A 14,851-nucleotide genomic window follows, 5' to 3' on the forward strand; every position below is an offset into this window, starting at 1 on the left:
CGGTGGCCGAATCCGTCGCCCGCGAGGTCGGGATCGACGAGGTGATCGCCGAGGTCATGCCCCAGGACAAGGTCGACACCGTCAAGCGCCTCCAGAGCCAGGGCCGCTCCGTGGCCATGGTCGGCGACGGCGTCAACGACGCGGCCGCCCTCGCCCAGGCCGACCTCGGCCTGGCCATGGGCACCGGAACCGACGCCGCCATCGAGGCCGGCGACCTGACCCTGGTCCGCGGCGACCTGCGCGCCGCCGCCGACGCCATCCGGCTCGCCCGCAAGACCCTGTCCACCATCAAGTCCAACCTCTTCTGGGCCTTCGCCTACAACGTCGCCGCCCTGCCGCTGGCCGCGGCCGGACTGCTCAACCCGATGATCGCGGGAGCCGCCATGGCCTTCTCCTCGGTCTTCGTGGTCGGCAACAGCCTCCGGCTGCGCCGCTTCCGCGCCCAGAGCTGACGACCGCGTCCCAGGATCACGCAAACCGCACCACCTTCGGGGGCCGGGGCACACCGCCCCGGCCCCCCTTCTTCTCCCCCACGCCCTTTACCGCCGGATTCCCGTGAGACGAGGCGACGATGACCGGTTACGAGAAGCACAAGGACGACATCCTCAGGCGCCTGCGCAGAATCGAGGGCCAGGTACGCGGACTCCAGCGCATGGTCGAGCAGGACACCTACTGCATCGACGTGCTCACCCAGGTGTCCGCGACCAACGCCGCCCTCCAGTCGTGCGCCCTCGCCCTCCTCGACGAGCACCTCAGCTGCTGCGTCACCGAGGCCATCGGGCACGGCGGGGACCGGGCGAGGGAGAAGGTGACCGAGGCGTCCCGCGCGATCGCGCGGCTCGTCCGGTCGTGACCCGTGGCACGGACGTACGATGTGGCGCGACCGCGGCCGCACGGGTCGCAGGAGGGGGAAGGGTGCGCCGGCTAGGCGAATTGGAAGCCGAGATCATGGATCGGCTCTGGCGGTGGCGCAGGGCGGCGACCGTTCGCGAGATCGTGGACGACATCAACCTGACCCGGCCGGTGGCCTACACGACGGTGATGACCGTCGCGGACATCCTGCACCGCAAGGGCATGCTCCGCCGGGAGAAGGCCGGGCGTGCCTGGATGTACGAGCCGCTTCACAGCCGCGAGGAGTACACGGCCGGCCTGATGCGCGAGGCCCTGGGACACACCGAGGACCGCCGGACCGCGCTGATGCGCTTCGTCGAGCACATGTCGTCCGAGGAGGTCGATGCGCTCAGAGCGGCACTGCGCTCCACCGGACGGGACACCCCCCTGTGACCGTGACCTACCATCTGCTGCCCCCGATGGGAATCCTCCTGGGCACCGGGGTGATCGCCCCTCTGCTCCTCGCGCGCGCCCGCTGGGCCCACCACGCACCGAGACTCGCTGTCGGCGCGTGGCTGGCCCTGGCGGGCGCGCTGGCGTTCTCGGGAGGGCTTGCCCTGGCCCAGCTGCTGCTGTCCTGGGCGGGCGGGCAGGGCGTGGTGGAACTCCTCGCCGCGTGCGCGGCCGAGCCGGAACGCATACCGCCCGGCCGTGATCTGCTGGTGATCGCGGCGGTTTCGGCGATCGCGGCGGCCGGACCTCCCTGCGGGGCCCTGGTCCGCGAGTACGTGTGCACACGCAGATCACGCGCCCGGCACGCGCGGATACTGCGAATCGTCGGCCGGAGATCGGCGCGGCTGGGCGTGACGCTCCTCGACCACGACATCCCGGCCGTCTACTGCCTGCCGGGCAGGTCTCCCGAGATCGTGGTGAGTTCCGGAGCCGTACGCACTCTGAGGGCAGGGGAGTTGTCGGCGGCGGTCGAACACGAGCGTGCGCATCTGGCCGGACGGCACCATCTGCTGTTCACCGCGGCGCGCGCTCTCGGCTCCGTGTACCGCCGGCTCCCGCTCGGCAGTGGCCTGCGCCACCAGGTGCCCCTGCTGCTGGAGATGGCCGCCGACGACCGCGTGCTGCGGCGGTGCACACGCCAGGAACTCGCGACGGCTCTCTACGAGACGGCTGCCGGACAGGCTCCCAGGGGCGCCTTCGCCCTGGGCGGACTGTCGGCCGTGCAGCGGATGAACCGCATTCTCGCGACCGACCGGCCGCGCTGCCCCGCGGCGCGCGGCGCGTTCACGGTCCTGGCATCGGCCCTGACGGTCATTCCCCTGATTGCCGCATGCTGCTCGCTCTAGATTTCCCCTACTGATTTACTAAGTATTTTCGTAGACCTCTCACAGCACAAAGCGGGAAACTTTTCAAAACCTCGGAAATCGACCGGAAAGAGCCCCTGGGTATTCTGGGAGGGCTTTTTGTCCCGCCGCCCACAGGGCTATTGTGGACAGATGTCGGGCCGCTTCCGCCCGCGGGAGGGATGAACGTCATGGGCCATGTGGCAGTACGGCCGGCAGTCGAGGCCGAGGCGCCCTCGGTGTCCAGGTTGATGGCCGATTCACTACGGAACGGTTATCTCTCACTACTCGGAAAAGCCGAGGTGGAGCGCCTGGTCGGCCGCTACTGCTCGCTGGCCCGCATTCGCACGGAAATCGGCGCTCCCGGCAGCGGACCGGGCTGGCTCGGGTGGCTTGTCGCGGTGGAGCCCGGCGGCGGCGTACTGGGCGCGGCGGCCGGCGGCGTCGCCGAGGCGGGAGCCGGTGAGGTGTACTGCCTGTGTGTGAACGCGGACCGCCGCCGCGAGGGCATCGGCAGCGCACTGCTGGAGACCGTGAGTGAACAGCAGCGCGGCGCGGGCGCCCGTCGCCAGCTGATCTCCCTGCACTCTCCGGAGGACCCTCTTCTGCCCTTTCTGAGCCGGCACGGTTTCCGGCCCCCGGAAGAGGACCTCGGCGGCATGCGCTACGCGCGCCCCCTGTAAGCCTCCCGCCGCCCCGGGGTGGTGGCAGATCCACGCCATCGCATGGACACGCAGCGGTTCCGGCTGGCTCCCGGCGCCGCCCGCGGGCCAGGATGCCTTCCAGGCGCGGTCCCGGCGGCACGGGCACCGCCCCCGGACGGCAGGGGTACAGCCGAGCACCCTGGAGGGGCGATGGACACGCAGAGGAGCACCGCCGTGTCGGCTCTGCTCGACATCTCGGACGACGACATGCGCGCCGCTCTCCCAAAGACGGAGTGCGATGACGCCGGCTCCCTGCCGTCCGTGGCCGCCGAGGACGGCTCCGGCGCTCTGTGGCTGCCCGGCCTCGAGAACGTGTCCGCCCAGGAACCCGGGGACGTCTGGCTGCACGACGCCCTGCTGGGGCCGCACAGCACCGACATCGTCGGCTACCTGGGCATGGCCCGCACCACCGGCGGCCCGGTGCTCGACCTGGGGTCGGGCGCCGGGCGGCTGGCCGTCCCCTTCGCCCGGCACGGTTTCGCCGTGGCGGCGGTGGACCGGGACCGCCACAGCCTGCGGCGGCTGCGGCAGTGGGCCCGGCGGATCGGCCCCCGCACCGACCGGCTGGTGACCACGCTCCCCGCCGACCTGGCCGGGCTGCGGCTGGAGGGCCGGTACCAGCTGGTGGTGCTGGCCGGAGCGATGATCACGGCCGTTTCCCCGCGAGCGCGTCCCGCCCTGCTGCGCGAGATAGCCTCTTGCCTGGGCAGGGGAGGCGCGCTGGCCCTGGACTATCCGAGCCACGCGCTCACGGGCCTGAAGGAGCGGCCCCGGCGCACGTTCGCCTTCCGGGTGCCGCGTTTCGACGGGGTGACCGAGACGGTCGTGGCCAGGCAGGTCTTCGACCCGGCCGGAATGCGCGAGCGGATCACCTACCGGTGCCGGTGCTCCACGCGGCACGATATCCATCTCCGGACCCTGGCCACCCGCAAATGGCTGATCGACTCCGAACAGCTGGCACATGACATACGCAGAGCCGGAATGCATATCACCGACCGGCGCCCCCACCGGATCGACTCCGTGACCGAACATGTGCTCTTGATTTGCCGCGCCGACGCATGATGAGGTGACCGGGGCCGCAGAACGGTCGAGGGTGGACCTACCCCGGAACGAGTGCACGGTCACATCGGAGCGCGGTACGGGTAGACGAGGGGGATCACCGCAACGTGTCCAGATCCGGTTCCGGCGGACGTAGTGGCTCACAGGACCCCGCTCTCCGCCTCTACCAGGCGTTGCGGGCGCGCGGGGCCGCGGGATTCACCGCGGTGGCCGCCGAGTTGGGGCTCAAGGAGCACGAGGCCGCCCGTCACCGGGACGAGCTGGAGCGCCTCGGCCTGGTCGTTCCCACCGCCTCGCTGCACACCACCGGTCTGGAGACGAACCCCGGCTGGCGGCACGAGGAGACCGAGGACGCCGTCACGGTGATCGCCCCCGAGGTGGCGCTCCTGCGCGTGATGGCGCACGAGCGGGACTTGCTGCGCGAGCGTCTGCGGCAGGCCGACGAGGCCCACACCAGGCTGGAGACGCTGGCCGACCGTTTCCTGCGGGCCGGTTCGGTCACCGACTCCGAGGTCGAGGTCGAGGTGCTCACGGACTACCGGCGCATCCAGCAGGCCGTCGAGGACGTCGTGGACCTCGTACACGACTCCGTGGCCTCCATGCATCCCGGCGCCATCGACACCAGCACCCTCGACCGGTCGCTGGGCCGGGACAGGCGGCTGCTGGGCGAGGGGGTGCGGGTGCGGGTGATCTACAACCAGCGGTTCGCGTCCGTGCCGACGCTGGCGGACTTCTTCAGACGCCAGGTCGAGGCCGGCGTCGAGGTCCGCCTCTCCCCCGTCGTGCCCATGAACATGATCCTCGGCGACCACCAGTTCGCGCTTCTTCCGGCCAATCCCGACGACCACACCGCCGGCGCGATCCTGGCCAGGGGGCCTGCGCTGGTGCGGTCCTATCTGGCCGTCTACGAGTACTGCTGGCACACCTCGTCGGCGTTCGGCGAGGAGGAGAACGCCGAGCGCGGCGGCGACGGGCTGACCGAGCAGCAGCGGGCGGCGCTTCGCATGCTGGCCACCGGCATGAAGGACGAGAAGATCGCGCGGAACCTCGGTGTGTCGCTGCGCACCGTCAGCCGCCTGCTGTCCGAGGTGATGCAGGAGCTGGGCGCGGGCAGCCGCTTCGAGGCCGGGGTGAAGGCCACCCGGCTGGGCTGGCTCGATTAGCACACCGCTCCTGTCCGGCCAAGATGTACGATGGTGGAAAACTTTTGGTCGGATCAGTTGACTCGGATCGGTTGACTGGGAGCGGTTGGCGGGGACATGAAGCGCGAGGTACTGCCGGAGCAGCGCGAGGCCGCGGTGCAGCAGCTGCGTGATGTCGGCCTGCGGGTCACCGGGCCGCGGCTGGAAGTCCTCAAGGTGCTGCGGGAGAACAGCCACATGGAGGTGGAGGAGATCACCTCCACCGCGCGGGAAAGGCTGGGGACGCTGACCAGCCAGGCGGTCTACGAGATGCTGAAGCATTTTCTCGACACCGGACTGGTGACGAAATTCGACCGCCCCGGACTGCCGGCCGTCTTCGAAATGGCTTCCGAACCTCACCACCACGCGCTGTGCACGCGTTGCGGACGGGTGGCCAACGTGGCCGTGCAGGCCCCCACGCCTTCGCGCAAGGGCCTGCACGGCTGGCACATGACGGGCACCGAGCTGGTCTTCAAGGGCGAATGCCCGGACTGCCGTCAGTCCTGAGGCGGGGCCGGGGGCCAGTCGACGTTGCCGTCGTTCGGGGAGACCGGCGGCCAGTCGACCTCGGTGGTGGAGGCCAGCACGCCGAACCCGCCCGGCTGCTCGGACAGGGCCGCCGTCGCGGCGGCGCCGGCCACGGAGGCGCACAGCACCGCGGCGACGGCCAGGCGGCGCAGAGCGAAGGAAATTCCGCTGTACGAAGGCATGGTTCCTCCAGGGTGATGGACGGGGTTTTCGTCCCCCCTCTCCCGTGCCGCCGGGAGTTCCTCGGGGTGACGCTTAAATAATCCCGCCTCACGACTTCCCGATCCAGGGATGTCGGCGTCGCACACACGCCATGGCACAAGCCTGTCAAAGCCCCGGGAAAGCGGAATCACCGAATTTCACTGCTGAATTACTCAGCGATTCCATTCGCACCAATATTTGACCCGGTAAAATCTATGATAGAATCGTGGGTGCGGCTCTCTCCCTTGAGCCGGCGGGGTCCTGGCACCTCCAGGGACAGGTCCCCGCCCGGGCAGGGGCGTGCCGCCGCCCCTGCCCACCCGGACCGCGCCGCCCCGGCCGCGCGCTCGTACACGGCGAGCGTGCGGGCCGCGGCCAGGTCCCAGGCCATTCCCGACGCGTACCGGACTCCGGCCCGCCCCATGGTCCTGGCCAGTTCGGGTGCCCTGGCCAGGGTCAGCAGCTGCCGGGCGTAGTCCCGCGGGCGGTGCCCCCGGACCAGCAGGCCCGTCACCCGGTCCCGCACGGCGGCCGGCAGCCCGCCCACCTCGGCGGCGAGCACGGGGGTCCCGCAGGCCTGGGCCTCCAGGGCCACCAGACCGAACGACTCACTGCGCGAGGGCACCACCAGCACGTCGGCGGCGCGGTACCAGTGCGCCAGCGTCTCCTGCCGTACGGCGGGTTCGAAGCGGACCACGTCCGCCACGCCCGACGCGGCGCACAGTTGTTCCAGCCGTTCCGGGGCACGCAGCCCCGAACCGCTCAGACCGCCGATCACGGGGACCACCAGGCGCCTGCCGAGTTCCGGGTCCAGACGGACCAGTTCGGCGACGGCCTCGACCAGCACGTCCGGTCCCTTCAGAGGCTGTATGCGTCCCACGAACAGCGGCACGAAGGCGTCCCGCGGCAGCCCCAGGAGTCGGCGGGCGGCCTGCCGGCCCCCGCCCGGGCGGAAGGTGCGGAGGTCGACGCCGGGGTGCACGACGTCGGTGCGTTCCCGAGCCGCCCCGTACAGCCGCCGCAGCGCCGCCGCCTCGTCGGCCGTGTTGGCGACCAGGCGTTCGGCGGTGTCGACGACCTGGTGCTCGCCCAGGATCCGCTCCGGGGGCTCGGGGCTGTCGCCCTCGGCGAGCGAGGCGTTCTTCACCCGGCCCAGCGTGTGCATGGTGTGCACCAGCGGGACTCCCCATCGCCGCGTCACGGTCCGGCCCACCTGCCCGGACAGCCAGTAGTGGGAGTGGACCAGATCGTAGGGACGGCCGCCGTCCCCGGCCGCGGTGCGCAGCAGCGCCCGCGAGAAGTCCTCCAGCGTGCCGGGGAGCTCCTCCTTGGCCACGGCCCGGCACGGACCGGCGTGCAGATGGCGCACGGTCGTGCCGGGGGCCAGCGACACCTTCGGCGGCAGGTCCTCGCCCCGGCACCGGGTGAAGACGTCGATCTCGGCACCGAGTCCGGCCAGGCTCCGCGAGAGCTGGACGATGTAGACGTTCATCCCGCCCGCGTCGCCGGTGCCGGGCTGGTGCAGCGGTGAGGTGTGGACACTGAGCATGGCCACGCGGAGCGGTCGTGCGGTGGTGACGGACACGTGGTTCTCCTCGGTGATCGGGCCGGGCGCCGCCCTCGCAGAGCCGTGGCGGCGCCCGGCAGACGGAAGGGCTCCGGGGCGTGAAGCCCCGGAGCCCGATGGGAAGGTGTCGAAGACGTAAGGGTTCAGAAGCCGAAGACCGGGCCCGACGGCGGCGACAGCCGGGTGCCTGCCGCGGGCGCGGTGAGGGCTTCGGGACCGACGGCGCGGCCCGCCGGCAGTCCCAGTGCGGACGCCAGCCGGTCGGCCCCTTCCGGCATCACCGGGCGAGCCCAGGCGGCCAGCGCCCCGGCCACCCGCAACTGGGCCACGATCGCGGGTGCCTTACGGTCCGGGCCGGTGGGGCCGTGCCACCGGTACCCGTTGGCGTGGCCGAAGTCGTCGGCGGAGCGGACGACCTCGTCCAGCAGCGCGACGGCGCGGCGGGGGTCGAAGGACCGGGGGTCGTACGCCTCGCGCAGTTCCCCGGCCGTGCGGACCAGTCGCTCGTGCAGGACGTCCCAGCCCGCTCCGCCGGAGGCGGCGTCCGGCACCAGTCCCTCGGACTCCTCCCGGACGGCGGTGAAGAGCCTGCCCAGCCAGTCGTTCCAGGTGGAGTCCAGCCACTGCCGCGTGCGCTCCAGGTCCGAGTGCCGGAACGGCGCGGTCCCGTCGGTCGGCCGGCACTGCAGCACATGGCGGCGCAGGGTGTCGGAACCGAACTCCGTGAGCAGGTCCAGTGCCCAGAGCGCCGGGCGCCTGCCGACGGTCTCGCCCTTCCCCTTCTCCAGGCGGAGGGTCTCGTTGACGCGGAACGAGTGCCTCAGCTTCACCCCCTGGGCGAGGACGAGGACGGGCAGCAGCACCGCCTGGCAGAAGGCGTGGCCGGCCCCGCAGAAGTGGACGGTCTCCTCCGGCGCCGCCCGGTGGTCCGGCCAGCAGCCGTAGAGGTGCATCGCGATGTCCTCGAAGCAGACGTCGATGCGGTGGCCCTCGAAGTCGTCCCCGGGAACCGGCAGCCCCCACTCGGCCGGATGGCACACGGCCACGTCGGGCAGGCCGTCCTCGGCCAGCCCCTCGCACAGCGCGGCGACCCGCGGTGGAAGGTCGCTGCTGCGCCAGTGGTCGGCGAGCCTGTCGCGGAAGGGCTCCAGCGGCAGGTACAGGCGGCGGCAGCGGCGGAGCACCGCCGCGGTGCCGCACAGGGAGCAGTTCGGCGAGAGCAGTTCGCCGCTGTCGTTCGGCCGGGCGCAGGCGTGGCAGACGCCTGCCCGGCAGGGCTGCCCGCAGTGCGGGCAGCCACCGGTCGCGTGGGCCCCGTACAGCCAGCGCTCACACGGTTCGCAGTAGGGCATCAGCCGGGTCCGGGCGGCGATGACACCGTCGGCGCGGAGCCGGGCGAAGAGGTTCTGCACCCACTGGCGGTAGCCGGCGGAGGATCGCGGATCGGTGATCAGGTCGAACTCGACTCCGGCGCGCCGCAGATCGGCGCATATGGCCTGGCGGTACCCCTCCGCGACCTCCTGGGGCTTGCGTCCGTCCCGCAGGGCCCGCAGTTCGACGGAGCTGTTGTGGTCGGAAGTGCCGGTGACGAAGAGGACGGACCGGCCGTCGGCACGCAGGTAGCGGCTGAGCACGTCGGCGGCGACATAGGGTCCGGCCAGGTGCCCGATGTGGAGCTCGCCGTGGGAGGCGGGCGGGGTCGCGGTGATCCAGAGCCGGCTGCTCACGGGCGGGCCTCCTTTCCCGCTGGTCAGCGGGGCTCGAAGTGGAAGGAGCGGATGAAGCAGTCCCGTGGCTGCTCGACCGCGTAGACGATGCACTCGAAAAGCGCCTGGGTGGTGAGTTTCTCGTCGGGGTCTCCCCCTGTCCCCTCCCACTCCACCGACCGGGGGTCGGAGGTGGAGAAGTCGGGCGGGTAGAGCGAGAAGACGCGGACGCCCGAGGACCGCAGCCGGTGGGAGAGGATGTCGGCGAATCCCGCCTGGGCGCTCTTCGCCGCGTAGAAGGCGTCGTGGGCCGTCGACATGCCCGCCGTGTCCGGGCCCCGGACCGCGACCATGTTGACGATGTCGGGCCGCTGGGAGGCGCGCAGCAGCGGCAGGAAGTGCTTGACCATCAGCACGGTTCCGCCCGCGGTGGATTCGATGGTCTCCACGATCTGGTCGTCCGAGGCGTCCTCGAGTTCGACGCCGTCGAGCCACCGCGCGCCATTGTTGACGAGCAGGTCGACCCGGCCGGTGTGTTCGCCCACCCGGCGGGCGAACTCACGGATCTCGGCCGGGCGGCTGAGGTCGCAGCCGAACGCGTGAATGCGCTCGCGGGCCGACCCCATGACATCGGCCAGGGTGCGCTCGGCCGCTTCCACCGTACGGGCCGAGACGAATACCTCGGCGCCCAGATGCGCGAAACCGATGGCGAGCGCACGCCCGAATTCACGGGAGGCGCCGGTGACGACGACACGCAGGTTATCGAATTTCATTCCGTCCAGCTCTCCCCGGTCGGCCAGATGTCCTCGAAAAGCCTGACAGACGGCGGGGAGGATATCCGCAGAGAGGAAAGGCAGATTCACGCAGTGGCGTGGACGCGCCACGGCAGCCGCAGGTCCGTCCGCAGCACGCGGACCCGTCTGCCGCCGATGCCGACCCGGCGGAGGCGCCCGGAGTGCTCGCCGGCCGTGACGGAGGTCTCCAGTTCGACCGGCACGGTGCCGGACGGAGTGTCGACGAGAACGGAGTCCGTCCCGCATCCGGCGGCTCGTGCCAGACGGTGCGGAACCGTTCCCGCGATGGCGGAGGCGGCCGCCAGGCAGGCGAGTCCGGTGAGTGCGAACGCGGGGTGCCACCCGGGTTCGGTGAGGGATCTGGCCGCCAGCCGCCCCGGCCGGCCGGCGCTCACCACCGCGACCTTGGGCAGCAGGCCGCCCGCGGGCAGTCCCAGTACGGCGCGCGCCGCGGCCCGCAGCCGCTCCAGCCGCGCCAGGGCGGCGGAGCCCGCCTCGAACAGGGCCCGGGGGCCGTGCAGTCCCAGGTCCGCCGCGTCGACGAACACATAGGGGTTGCCGAACCGCACAAGGGAACCGAGCAGCACTCCCTCGCCGGTGATCAGGGCGTCGGTGGCCCGCCCGGTGGGCAGCAGCCGCGGCAGCGGAAGCTCCGCGCCCGGCAGGAGGTGCAGGGTGTGGGTGCCGTCCCGGGCCCGCTCGCAGACCATCTCCTCCCCGGTGTTGAGGACCCGGACCCGCAGGGGTTCCCGCGCCGTCCCGGTGGCGGCGGCCGCGGCCAGCAGGGAGTGGCCGCAGCCGCTGTCGAAGGCGAACTTCCGCGGATCCCGCGCCAGTCCCTGGACGAAGCGGTAGTCCAGGTCGTACCCGGGCCGCGGGGAAGGACGGACCAGCGCGAACTTCAGGACCGGGCCGTGCCCGGCGTCCTCCAGGAACAGGCGTATCCGTCCCAGGGCGGCGCTCAGGCGGTCGCGGTCCTCGGGGAGCCGGCCGGCGTCGAGCACCAGGGTGGGTCCCGGCGCCCCCTCGGCCATCGCGATGTACGAGGTCATGCGGCCAGTCCGGCCAGGGACCGGACACGGGGCGCCGACGCGCGCAGAGCGCGCAGCTCCTCGCTCCACAGTTCGTGGACCAGCAGGGCCCACAGCGCGCCGGCGGTCACCGGGGAGGGCTGCCGCCGGTGGGCGGCGAACAGGCCGTCCACTCCCCGCGCGCACAGCCGGCCGTCGAGGCGCAGGTTCCCGGAGGACAGCATCTCCTGGGCCAGCGCCATGAGAGGCGTGCCGCGGACGAGCATCGCGTCGACGGGAAGGTGGAAGGGCTGCTTGGGGCGGCGGACCACCGCCTCCGGCAGCACCCCCCGGGCCGCCGCGAGCAGAGCCCGCTTCCCCGTGCGCAGGTGGACGGGGAGCCGTCGGGCCAGGGCGGAGACGGCCGGCTGGAGGTACGGCATCCGCGCTTCCACCGCCCAGGCCATGCTGAGGTGGTCGACGCGGCGCAGATGGTAGGCCGGCAGCCGCTGCAGCGTCTCGAAGTCCGTCAGCGTGGTGTGCCGGCTGCCGGCAGCCGACCGCAGCTGTTCGGTGATCCGCTGCTCGGCCGGCCCCCGGTCGGCGAGGAAGGCACGGTAGTCGGAGGTGTAGAGCGAGTCGCGCAGGGCGCGGGGGACCGCGGCGAGCGAGGCGACATAAGGGCTCACCCAGTCCGCACCGGCCGGTGCGGCCAGTGCGGCGCGCATCCGGTCGTACCCGGCGAAGAGTTCGTCGGCGCCGTCACCGGTGAGGGCGACGGTGAACCCCTCGGCGCGGACGGCGCGGAACAGCGCGTAGGTGCTGAGCGTGATGGGGTCGGCGTTGGGCTGGCCCAGATGCCACACGGTCCGCGGCAGCAGCTCGGCGAACTCCCCGGGGTCCACCTCGATCTGGTGGTGGACCGTGCCGCTGCGGCGGGCGACGGCCCGGGCGAACCCGTCCTCGTCCCCCGGCCAGCGCCCCCTGTAGGTCAGGTGGAAGGTGTGCAGGGGCTCCCCGCGCACCTGCCGGGCGTGTTCCGCGGCCAGCGCGGTCACCAGGCCCGAGTCCAGACCTCCGCTGGTGACGGCGCAGACCGGGACGTCGGCACGGGCCAGCGCGCGCACCTCGCGGCCCAGCACGCCCAGCAGGTCCGCGCCCGGGCGCTCCTCCCCGCGGGGCTGCCGGCGGTGGACGCGCAGGCCTGTGCCCGGATCCGCCACCGCGGTGGCTCCGGGAGGCAGGGTGCGGATGCCGCGCAGCGCGGACTGCTGCCCCAGGCAGGTACGGGTCGTCAGGTACTCGTCCAGTGCCTCCTCCCGCTGCACGGCGGGCACCTGCGAGAACGCGATCAGGGCGGACAGTTCGGAGGCGAAGTACACACCGCCGCCCGGGGCGGCGTGGTAGTAGAGCGTCTTCATGCCGTGGTCGTCGGTGGCGAGGACGAGCCGGGGCTCAGGGCCGCGCAGATCCACCAGGGCCACGGCGAACATGCCCTCGAGCAGTCCGGCGAAGGCCGCGCCGTACTCGGCGTAGAGGGCCGGCAGCAGGGTGCCGTCGCAGTTGTCGGGGAAGACGTGCCCCCGCTCCCGCAGACGCCGGCGCAGTTCGCGGTGGTTGTACAACTCGCCGTTGAAGACGGCGACGACGCCCGGCGCCGTCTTCAGTTCGTAGGGCTGGGCGCCGCCGGCCGGGTCGGTGACGGCGAGCCGGTTGCAGCCCAGCGACCACCCCGGCCCCCTTCTCATCCCGTGGGCGTCGGGCCCACCGTGCCGCTGGCGGCCGGCGACGGCAGCCAGGTCGTGGACTGTCGCACCTGCAGCGAACGAGCCGAGGATCCTGCACATGGCGGCCACCTCCGAACACATCACACCAGACGGAATCAATAATTTGAATCTACCAATTCTTTGCCCGGCGCGAAAGTGTCATGGCGCAAACCGGCCATGAGCCGCCTCTTGTCGTCCCCGCCTCGCGCGCAACAGGCTGGCCGCATGAGCGACTCCACCTTCGGCACGGCCTCCCGGGGCGCGCCCGACAGCCTGCTGGTCGTGGCCGCACACCCCGACGACATCGAGTTCTGTGTGAGCGGGACCGTCATGCAGTGGATGGACCGCGGCACGCGGGTGACCTACTGCATCGTCACCGACGGCGACGCGGGCGGATACGACGAGCAGCTGCCGCGGCAGGTCATGGCGGATCTGCGCCGGGCCGAACAGACGCACTCCGCCAAACTCAGCGGGGTGCAGGACGTCCGGTTCCTCGGCTACCCGGACAGCAGGGTGGAACCGAGCGTGGAACTGCGCCGCGATCTGTGCCGGGTCATCCGCGAGGTCAGGCCGCAGCGCGCCATCATCCCCAGTCCCGAGATCAACTGGGCGCGCGTCGCCGATCTCCACCCCGACCACCGTGCCGTCGGAGAGGCGGCCCTGCGCGCGATCTACCCCGAGGCCCGCAATCCCTTCGCCCACGCCTCCCTGCTCAAGCACGAAGGGCTGCGGCCGTGGACCGTCCCCGAGACCTGGCTGATGACCGGTCCGAGCCCCAACCAGTTCATCGACGTCACCGCCGTCTTCGACCGCAAGGTCGACGCGTTGCGCATCCACACCTCGCAGACGGCCCACTTCGAGGACCTGGCCGGACTGCTCCGGGAATGGCTGGCGGAGCACGCCCGTGCGGGCGGACTGCCTCCCGGGAGGCTCGCCGAGGCCTTCCAGGTCGTACGGACGGCATGACCGGCCGCCCCGTCACGGGGCGGCCGGTCCTCGGCGTTCACGTCCCGCGGTGTTCAGCCGTAGATGACCAGCTCGCTCTCCACGGCACCGTCCAGCACATACCGCGCGCCGACCACGGGACGACCGGAGTAGAGGCGGATCAGGGTCGGGACATCCGTCTCCAGACGCGCCGGCGGCCGCCCGTCCTCGAGGTTGCCCAGGGAAAGCCTCCTCGCCGGTGAGGCCGGTGAGGCCGGTGAGGCCGGTGAGGCCGGTGAGCGGGTCTCCGGGAACGAAAGGCGCCCCCCGCCGCCGAGAACCGCCTCCACCCGCGGAGTGGAGCGGACCCGGCTGGCGACGGCGAGGACGGCCAGCGCCTCGGCCGCCCCCGGCCCCTCGTAGGCCCCCGGCCGGCCCAGGGCGTCACGGACGTCCCCGGCGTGCACCCACTCCCCCAGCGCGATCACGTCCAGGTCCCCGTCGGACGCGGCGATCACCTTCCCCGCCTCGGTGAACCCCTCCTCCAGTTCGTCCAGGATCCGGGAGACGCTCCAGTCGCGGCGCTCCCACACGTCGGCCGCGTTCGCCTCGGGTGTGAAGGCGCCATCGAGCCGGCCCTCCACAATGCGCAGGAGGGCCGCCGAACAGTGCGCGAGCACCTCGCGCACCGTCCAGCCCGGGCAGGCGGTGCGGCGCTCGTACTCGCCGCCGGCCGTACGGCGCAGCAGCGGCAGCAGGGCGTCCCGTTCGGCCAGCAGCAGCCGGTGCGGCAGCCAGGGATCTCTCGTCTCGGTCATCGGTGTCAGTAGCGGTAGTGGTCGGGCTTGTACGGACCCTCCACGGGAACGCCGATATAGGCGGCCTGCTCCGGGCGCAGCACGGTCAGCCTCGCCCCCAGCGCCTCCAGATGCAGCCGGGCGACCTTCTCGTCCAGATGCTTGGGCAGCACATACACCCCCACCGGATAGGCGTCCGGCTTGGTGAACAACTCGATCTGCGCGATCGTCTGGTTGGCGAAGGAATTCGACATCACGAACGACGGATGCCCGGTGGCATTGCCCAGATTCAGCAGCCGCCCCTCGGACAGCACGATGATCGCCTTCCCGTCCGGGAAGGTCCAGGTGTGCACCTGCGGCTTGACCTCGTCCTTGACGATCCCCGGAGTCGCCGCCAGACCGGCCATGTCGATCTCGTTGTCGAAATG

At 71.8% G+C, this 14,851-nt stretch carries 17 protein-coding genes; 9 read left to right on the forward strand and 8 right to left on the reverse strand.

Going from position 1 to position 14,851, the window contains the following annotated elements:
- The 8 genes from BM237_RS28265 to BM237_RS28300 form a co-directional block, all read left to right on the forward strand.
- Positions 1-452: HAD-IC family P-type ATPase (locus tag BM237_RS28265; RefSeq protein WP_139238203.1), on the forward strand; the 452-nt coding region annotated here is incomplete at its 5' end.
- A 119-nt stretch (positions 453-571) separates the two neighbouring features.
- Positions 572-853, forward strand: coding sequence for a metal-sensitive transcriptional regulator (locus BM237_RS28270; protein WP_093852590.1), 282 nt, complete (start codon positions 572-574; stop codon positions 851-853).
- A 62-nt stretch (positions 854-915) separates the two neighbouring features.
- Complete coding sequence (locus tag BM237_RS28275) at positions 916-1,284, forward strand: BlaI/MecI/CopY family transcriptional regulator (RefSeq protein WP_093852591.1); 369 nt, start codon at positions 916-918, stop codon at positions 1,282-1,284.
- A 2-nt stretch (positions 1,285-1,286) separates the two neighbouring features.
- Complete coding sequence (locus BM237_RS28280) at positions 1,287-2,189, forward strand: M56 family metallopeptidase (protein ID WP_093852603.1); 903 nt, start codon at positions 1,287-1,289, stop codon at positions 2,187-2,189.
- Positions 2,190-2,377: 188 nt separating this feature from the next.
- A complete protein-coding gene (locus tag BM237_RS28285; protein WP_175541171.1) occupies positions 2,378-2,869 on the forward strand; it encodes a GNAT family N-acetyltransferase in 492 nt (163 codons plus the stop codon).
- Positions 2,870-3,040: 171 nt separating this feature from the next.
- On the forward strand, positions 3,041-3,952 hold the full coding sequence (locus BM237_RS28290) for an SAM-dependent methyltransferase (RefSeq protein WP_175541172.1): 912 nt from the start codon (positions 3,041-3,043) through the stop codon (positions 3,950-3,952).
- Positions 3,953-4,056: 104 nt separating this feature from the next.
- On the forward strand, positions 4,057-5,112 hold the full coding sequence (locus tag BM237_RS28295; RefSeq protein ID WP_093852594.1) for a helix-turn-helix domain-containing protein: 1,056 nt from the start codon (positions 4,057-4,059) through the stop codon (positions 5,110-5,112).
- Positions 5,113-5,208: 96 nt separating this feature from the next.
- Entirely contained in the window at positions 5,209-5,637 is a 429-nt protein-coding gene (locus tag BM237_RS28300; protein ID WP_093852595.1) for a Fur family transcriptional regulator, read from the forward strand.
- Here the strand turns inward: BM237_RS28300 and BM237_RS28305 are convergent.
- The 6 genes from BM237_RS28305 to asnB all read right to left on the reverse strand — a co-directional run bounded on the left by BM237_RS28305 (position 5,628) and on the right by asnB (position 12,804).
- Positions 5,628-5,840: a hypothetical protein gene (locus BM237_RS28305; RefSeq protein WP_093852596.1), complete on the reverse strand. Its 213-nt coding sequence runs from the start codon at positions 5,838-5,840 to the stop codon at positions 5,628-5,630. The genes BM237_RS28300 and BM237_RS28305 overlap by 10 nt on opposite strands.
- Before the next feature lie 188 nt (positions 5,841-6,028).
- Entirely contained in the window at positions 6,029-7,444 is a 1,416-nt protein-coding gene (mshA, locus tag BM237_RS28310; protein ID WP_425443754.1) for a D-inositol-3-phosphate glycosyltransferase, read from the reverse strand.
- A gap of 125 nt (positions 7,445-7,569) precedes the next feature.
- The gene (locus BM237_RS28315) at positions 7,570-9,153 is read right to left on the reverse strand and encodes a class I tRNA ligase family protein (protein ID WP_093852597.1); all 1,584 of its coding nucleotides are present in this window, start codon (positions 9,151-9,153) and stop codon (positions 7,570-7,572) included.
- Between the two features lie 23 nt (positions 9,154-9,176).
- Complete coding sequence (locus BM237_RS28320) at positions 9,177-9,905, reverse strand: SDR family oxidoreductase (protein WP_093852598.1); 729 nt, start codon at positions 9,903-9,905, stop codon at positions 9,177-9,179.
- An 86-nt stretch (positions 9,906-9,991) separates the two neighbouring features.
- Entirely contained in the window at positions 9,992-10,978 is a 987-nt protein-coding gene (locus BM237_RS28325; RefSeq protein WP_093852599.1) for a PrpF domain-containing protein, read from the reverse strand.
- A complete protein-coding gene (gene asnB, locus BM237_RS28330) occupies positions 10,975-12,804 on the reverse strand; it encodes an asparagine synthase (glutamine-hydrolyzing) (RefSeq protein ID WP_342746271.1) in 1,830 nt (609 codons plus the stop codon). Before asnB ends, BM237_RS28325 begins: the two co-directional genes overlap by 4 nt.
- 123 nt (positions 12,805-12,927) lie before the next feature.
- Here asnB and BM237_RS28335 point away from each other — a divergent pair, with 123 nt between their 5' ends.
- On the forward strand, positions 12,928-13,668 hold the full coding sequence (locus BM237_RS28335) for a PIG-L deacetylase family protein (RefSeq protein ID WP_093852601.1): 741 nt from the start codon (positions 12,928-12,930) through the stop codon (positions 13,666-13,668).
- A 53-nt stretch (positions 13,669-13,721) separates the two neighbouring features.
- Here BM237_RS28335 and BM237_RS28340 read toward each other — a convergent pair whose 3' ends face one another.
- Complete coding sequence (locus tag BM237_RS28340; RefSeq protein ID WP_175541173.1) at positions 13,722-14,444, reverse strand: maleylpyruvate isomerase family mycothiol-dependent enzyme; 723 nt, start codon at positions 14,442-14,444, stop codon at positions 13,722-13,724.
- Positions 14,445-14,449: 5 nt separating this feature from the next.
- Positions 14,450-14,851: adenosylhomocysteinase (locus BM237_RS28345; RefSeq protein ID WP_139238204.1), on the reverse strand; the 402-nt coding region annotated here is incomplete at its 5' end.

The organism is Streptomyces mangrovi (assembly GCF_900114215.1).
Lineage (GTDB): Bacteria > Actinomycetota > Actinomycetes > Streptomycetales > Streptomycetaceae > Streptomyces > Streptomyces barkulensis.

Coding starts and splice junctions, on each gene's coding strand:
- BM237_RS28325 (WP_093852599.1), bottom strand. CDS start 10,978: ATGACCTCGTACATCGCGATGGCCGAGGGGGCGCCGGGACCCACCCTG.
- BM237_RS28300 (WP_093852595.1), top strand. CDS start 5,209: ATGAAGCGCGAGGTACTGCCGGAGCAGCGCGAGGCCGCGGTGCAGCAG.
- BM237_RS28270 (WP_093852590.1), top strand. CDS start 572: ATGACCGGTTACGAGAAGCACAAGGACGACATCCTCAGGCGCCTGCGC.
- BM237_RS28290 (WP_175541172.1), top strand. CDS start 3,041: ATGGACACGCAGAGGAGCACCGCCGTGTCGGCTCTGCTCGACATCTCG.
- BM237_RS28285 (WP_175541171.1), top strand. CDS start 2,378: ATGGGCCATGTGGCAGTACGGCCGGCAGTCGAGGCCGAGGCGCCCTCG.
- BM237_RS28320 (WP_093852598.1), bottom strand. CDS start 9,905: ATGAAATTCGATAACCTGCGTGTCGTCGTCACCGGCGCCTCCCGTGAA.
- BM237_RS28335 (WP_093852601.1), top strand. CDS start 12,928: ATGAGCGACTCCACCTTCGGCACGGCCTCCCGGGGCGCGCCCGACAGC.
- asnB (WP_342746271.1), bottom strand. CDS start 12,804: ATGTGTTCGGAGGTGGCCGCCATGTGCAGGATCCTCGGCTCGTTCGCT.
- BM237_RS28305 (WP_093852596.1), bottom strand. CDS start 5,840: ATGCCTTCGTACAGCGGAATTTCCTTCGCTCTGCGCCGCCTGGCCGTC.
- BM237_RS28340 (WP_175541173.1), bottom strand. CDS start 14,444: ATGACCGAGACGAGAGATCCCTGGCTGCCGCACCGGCTGCTGCTGGCC.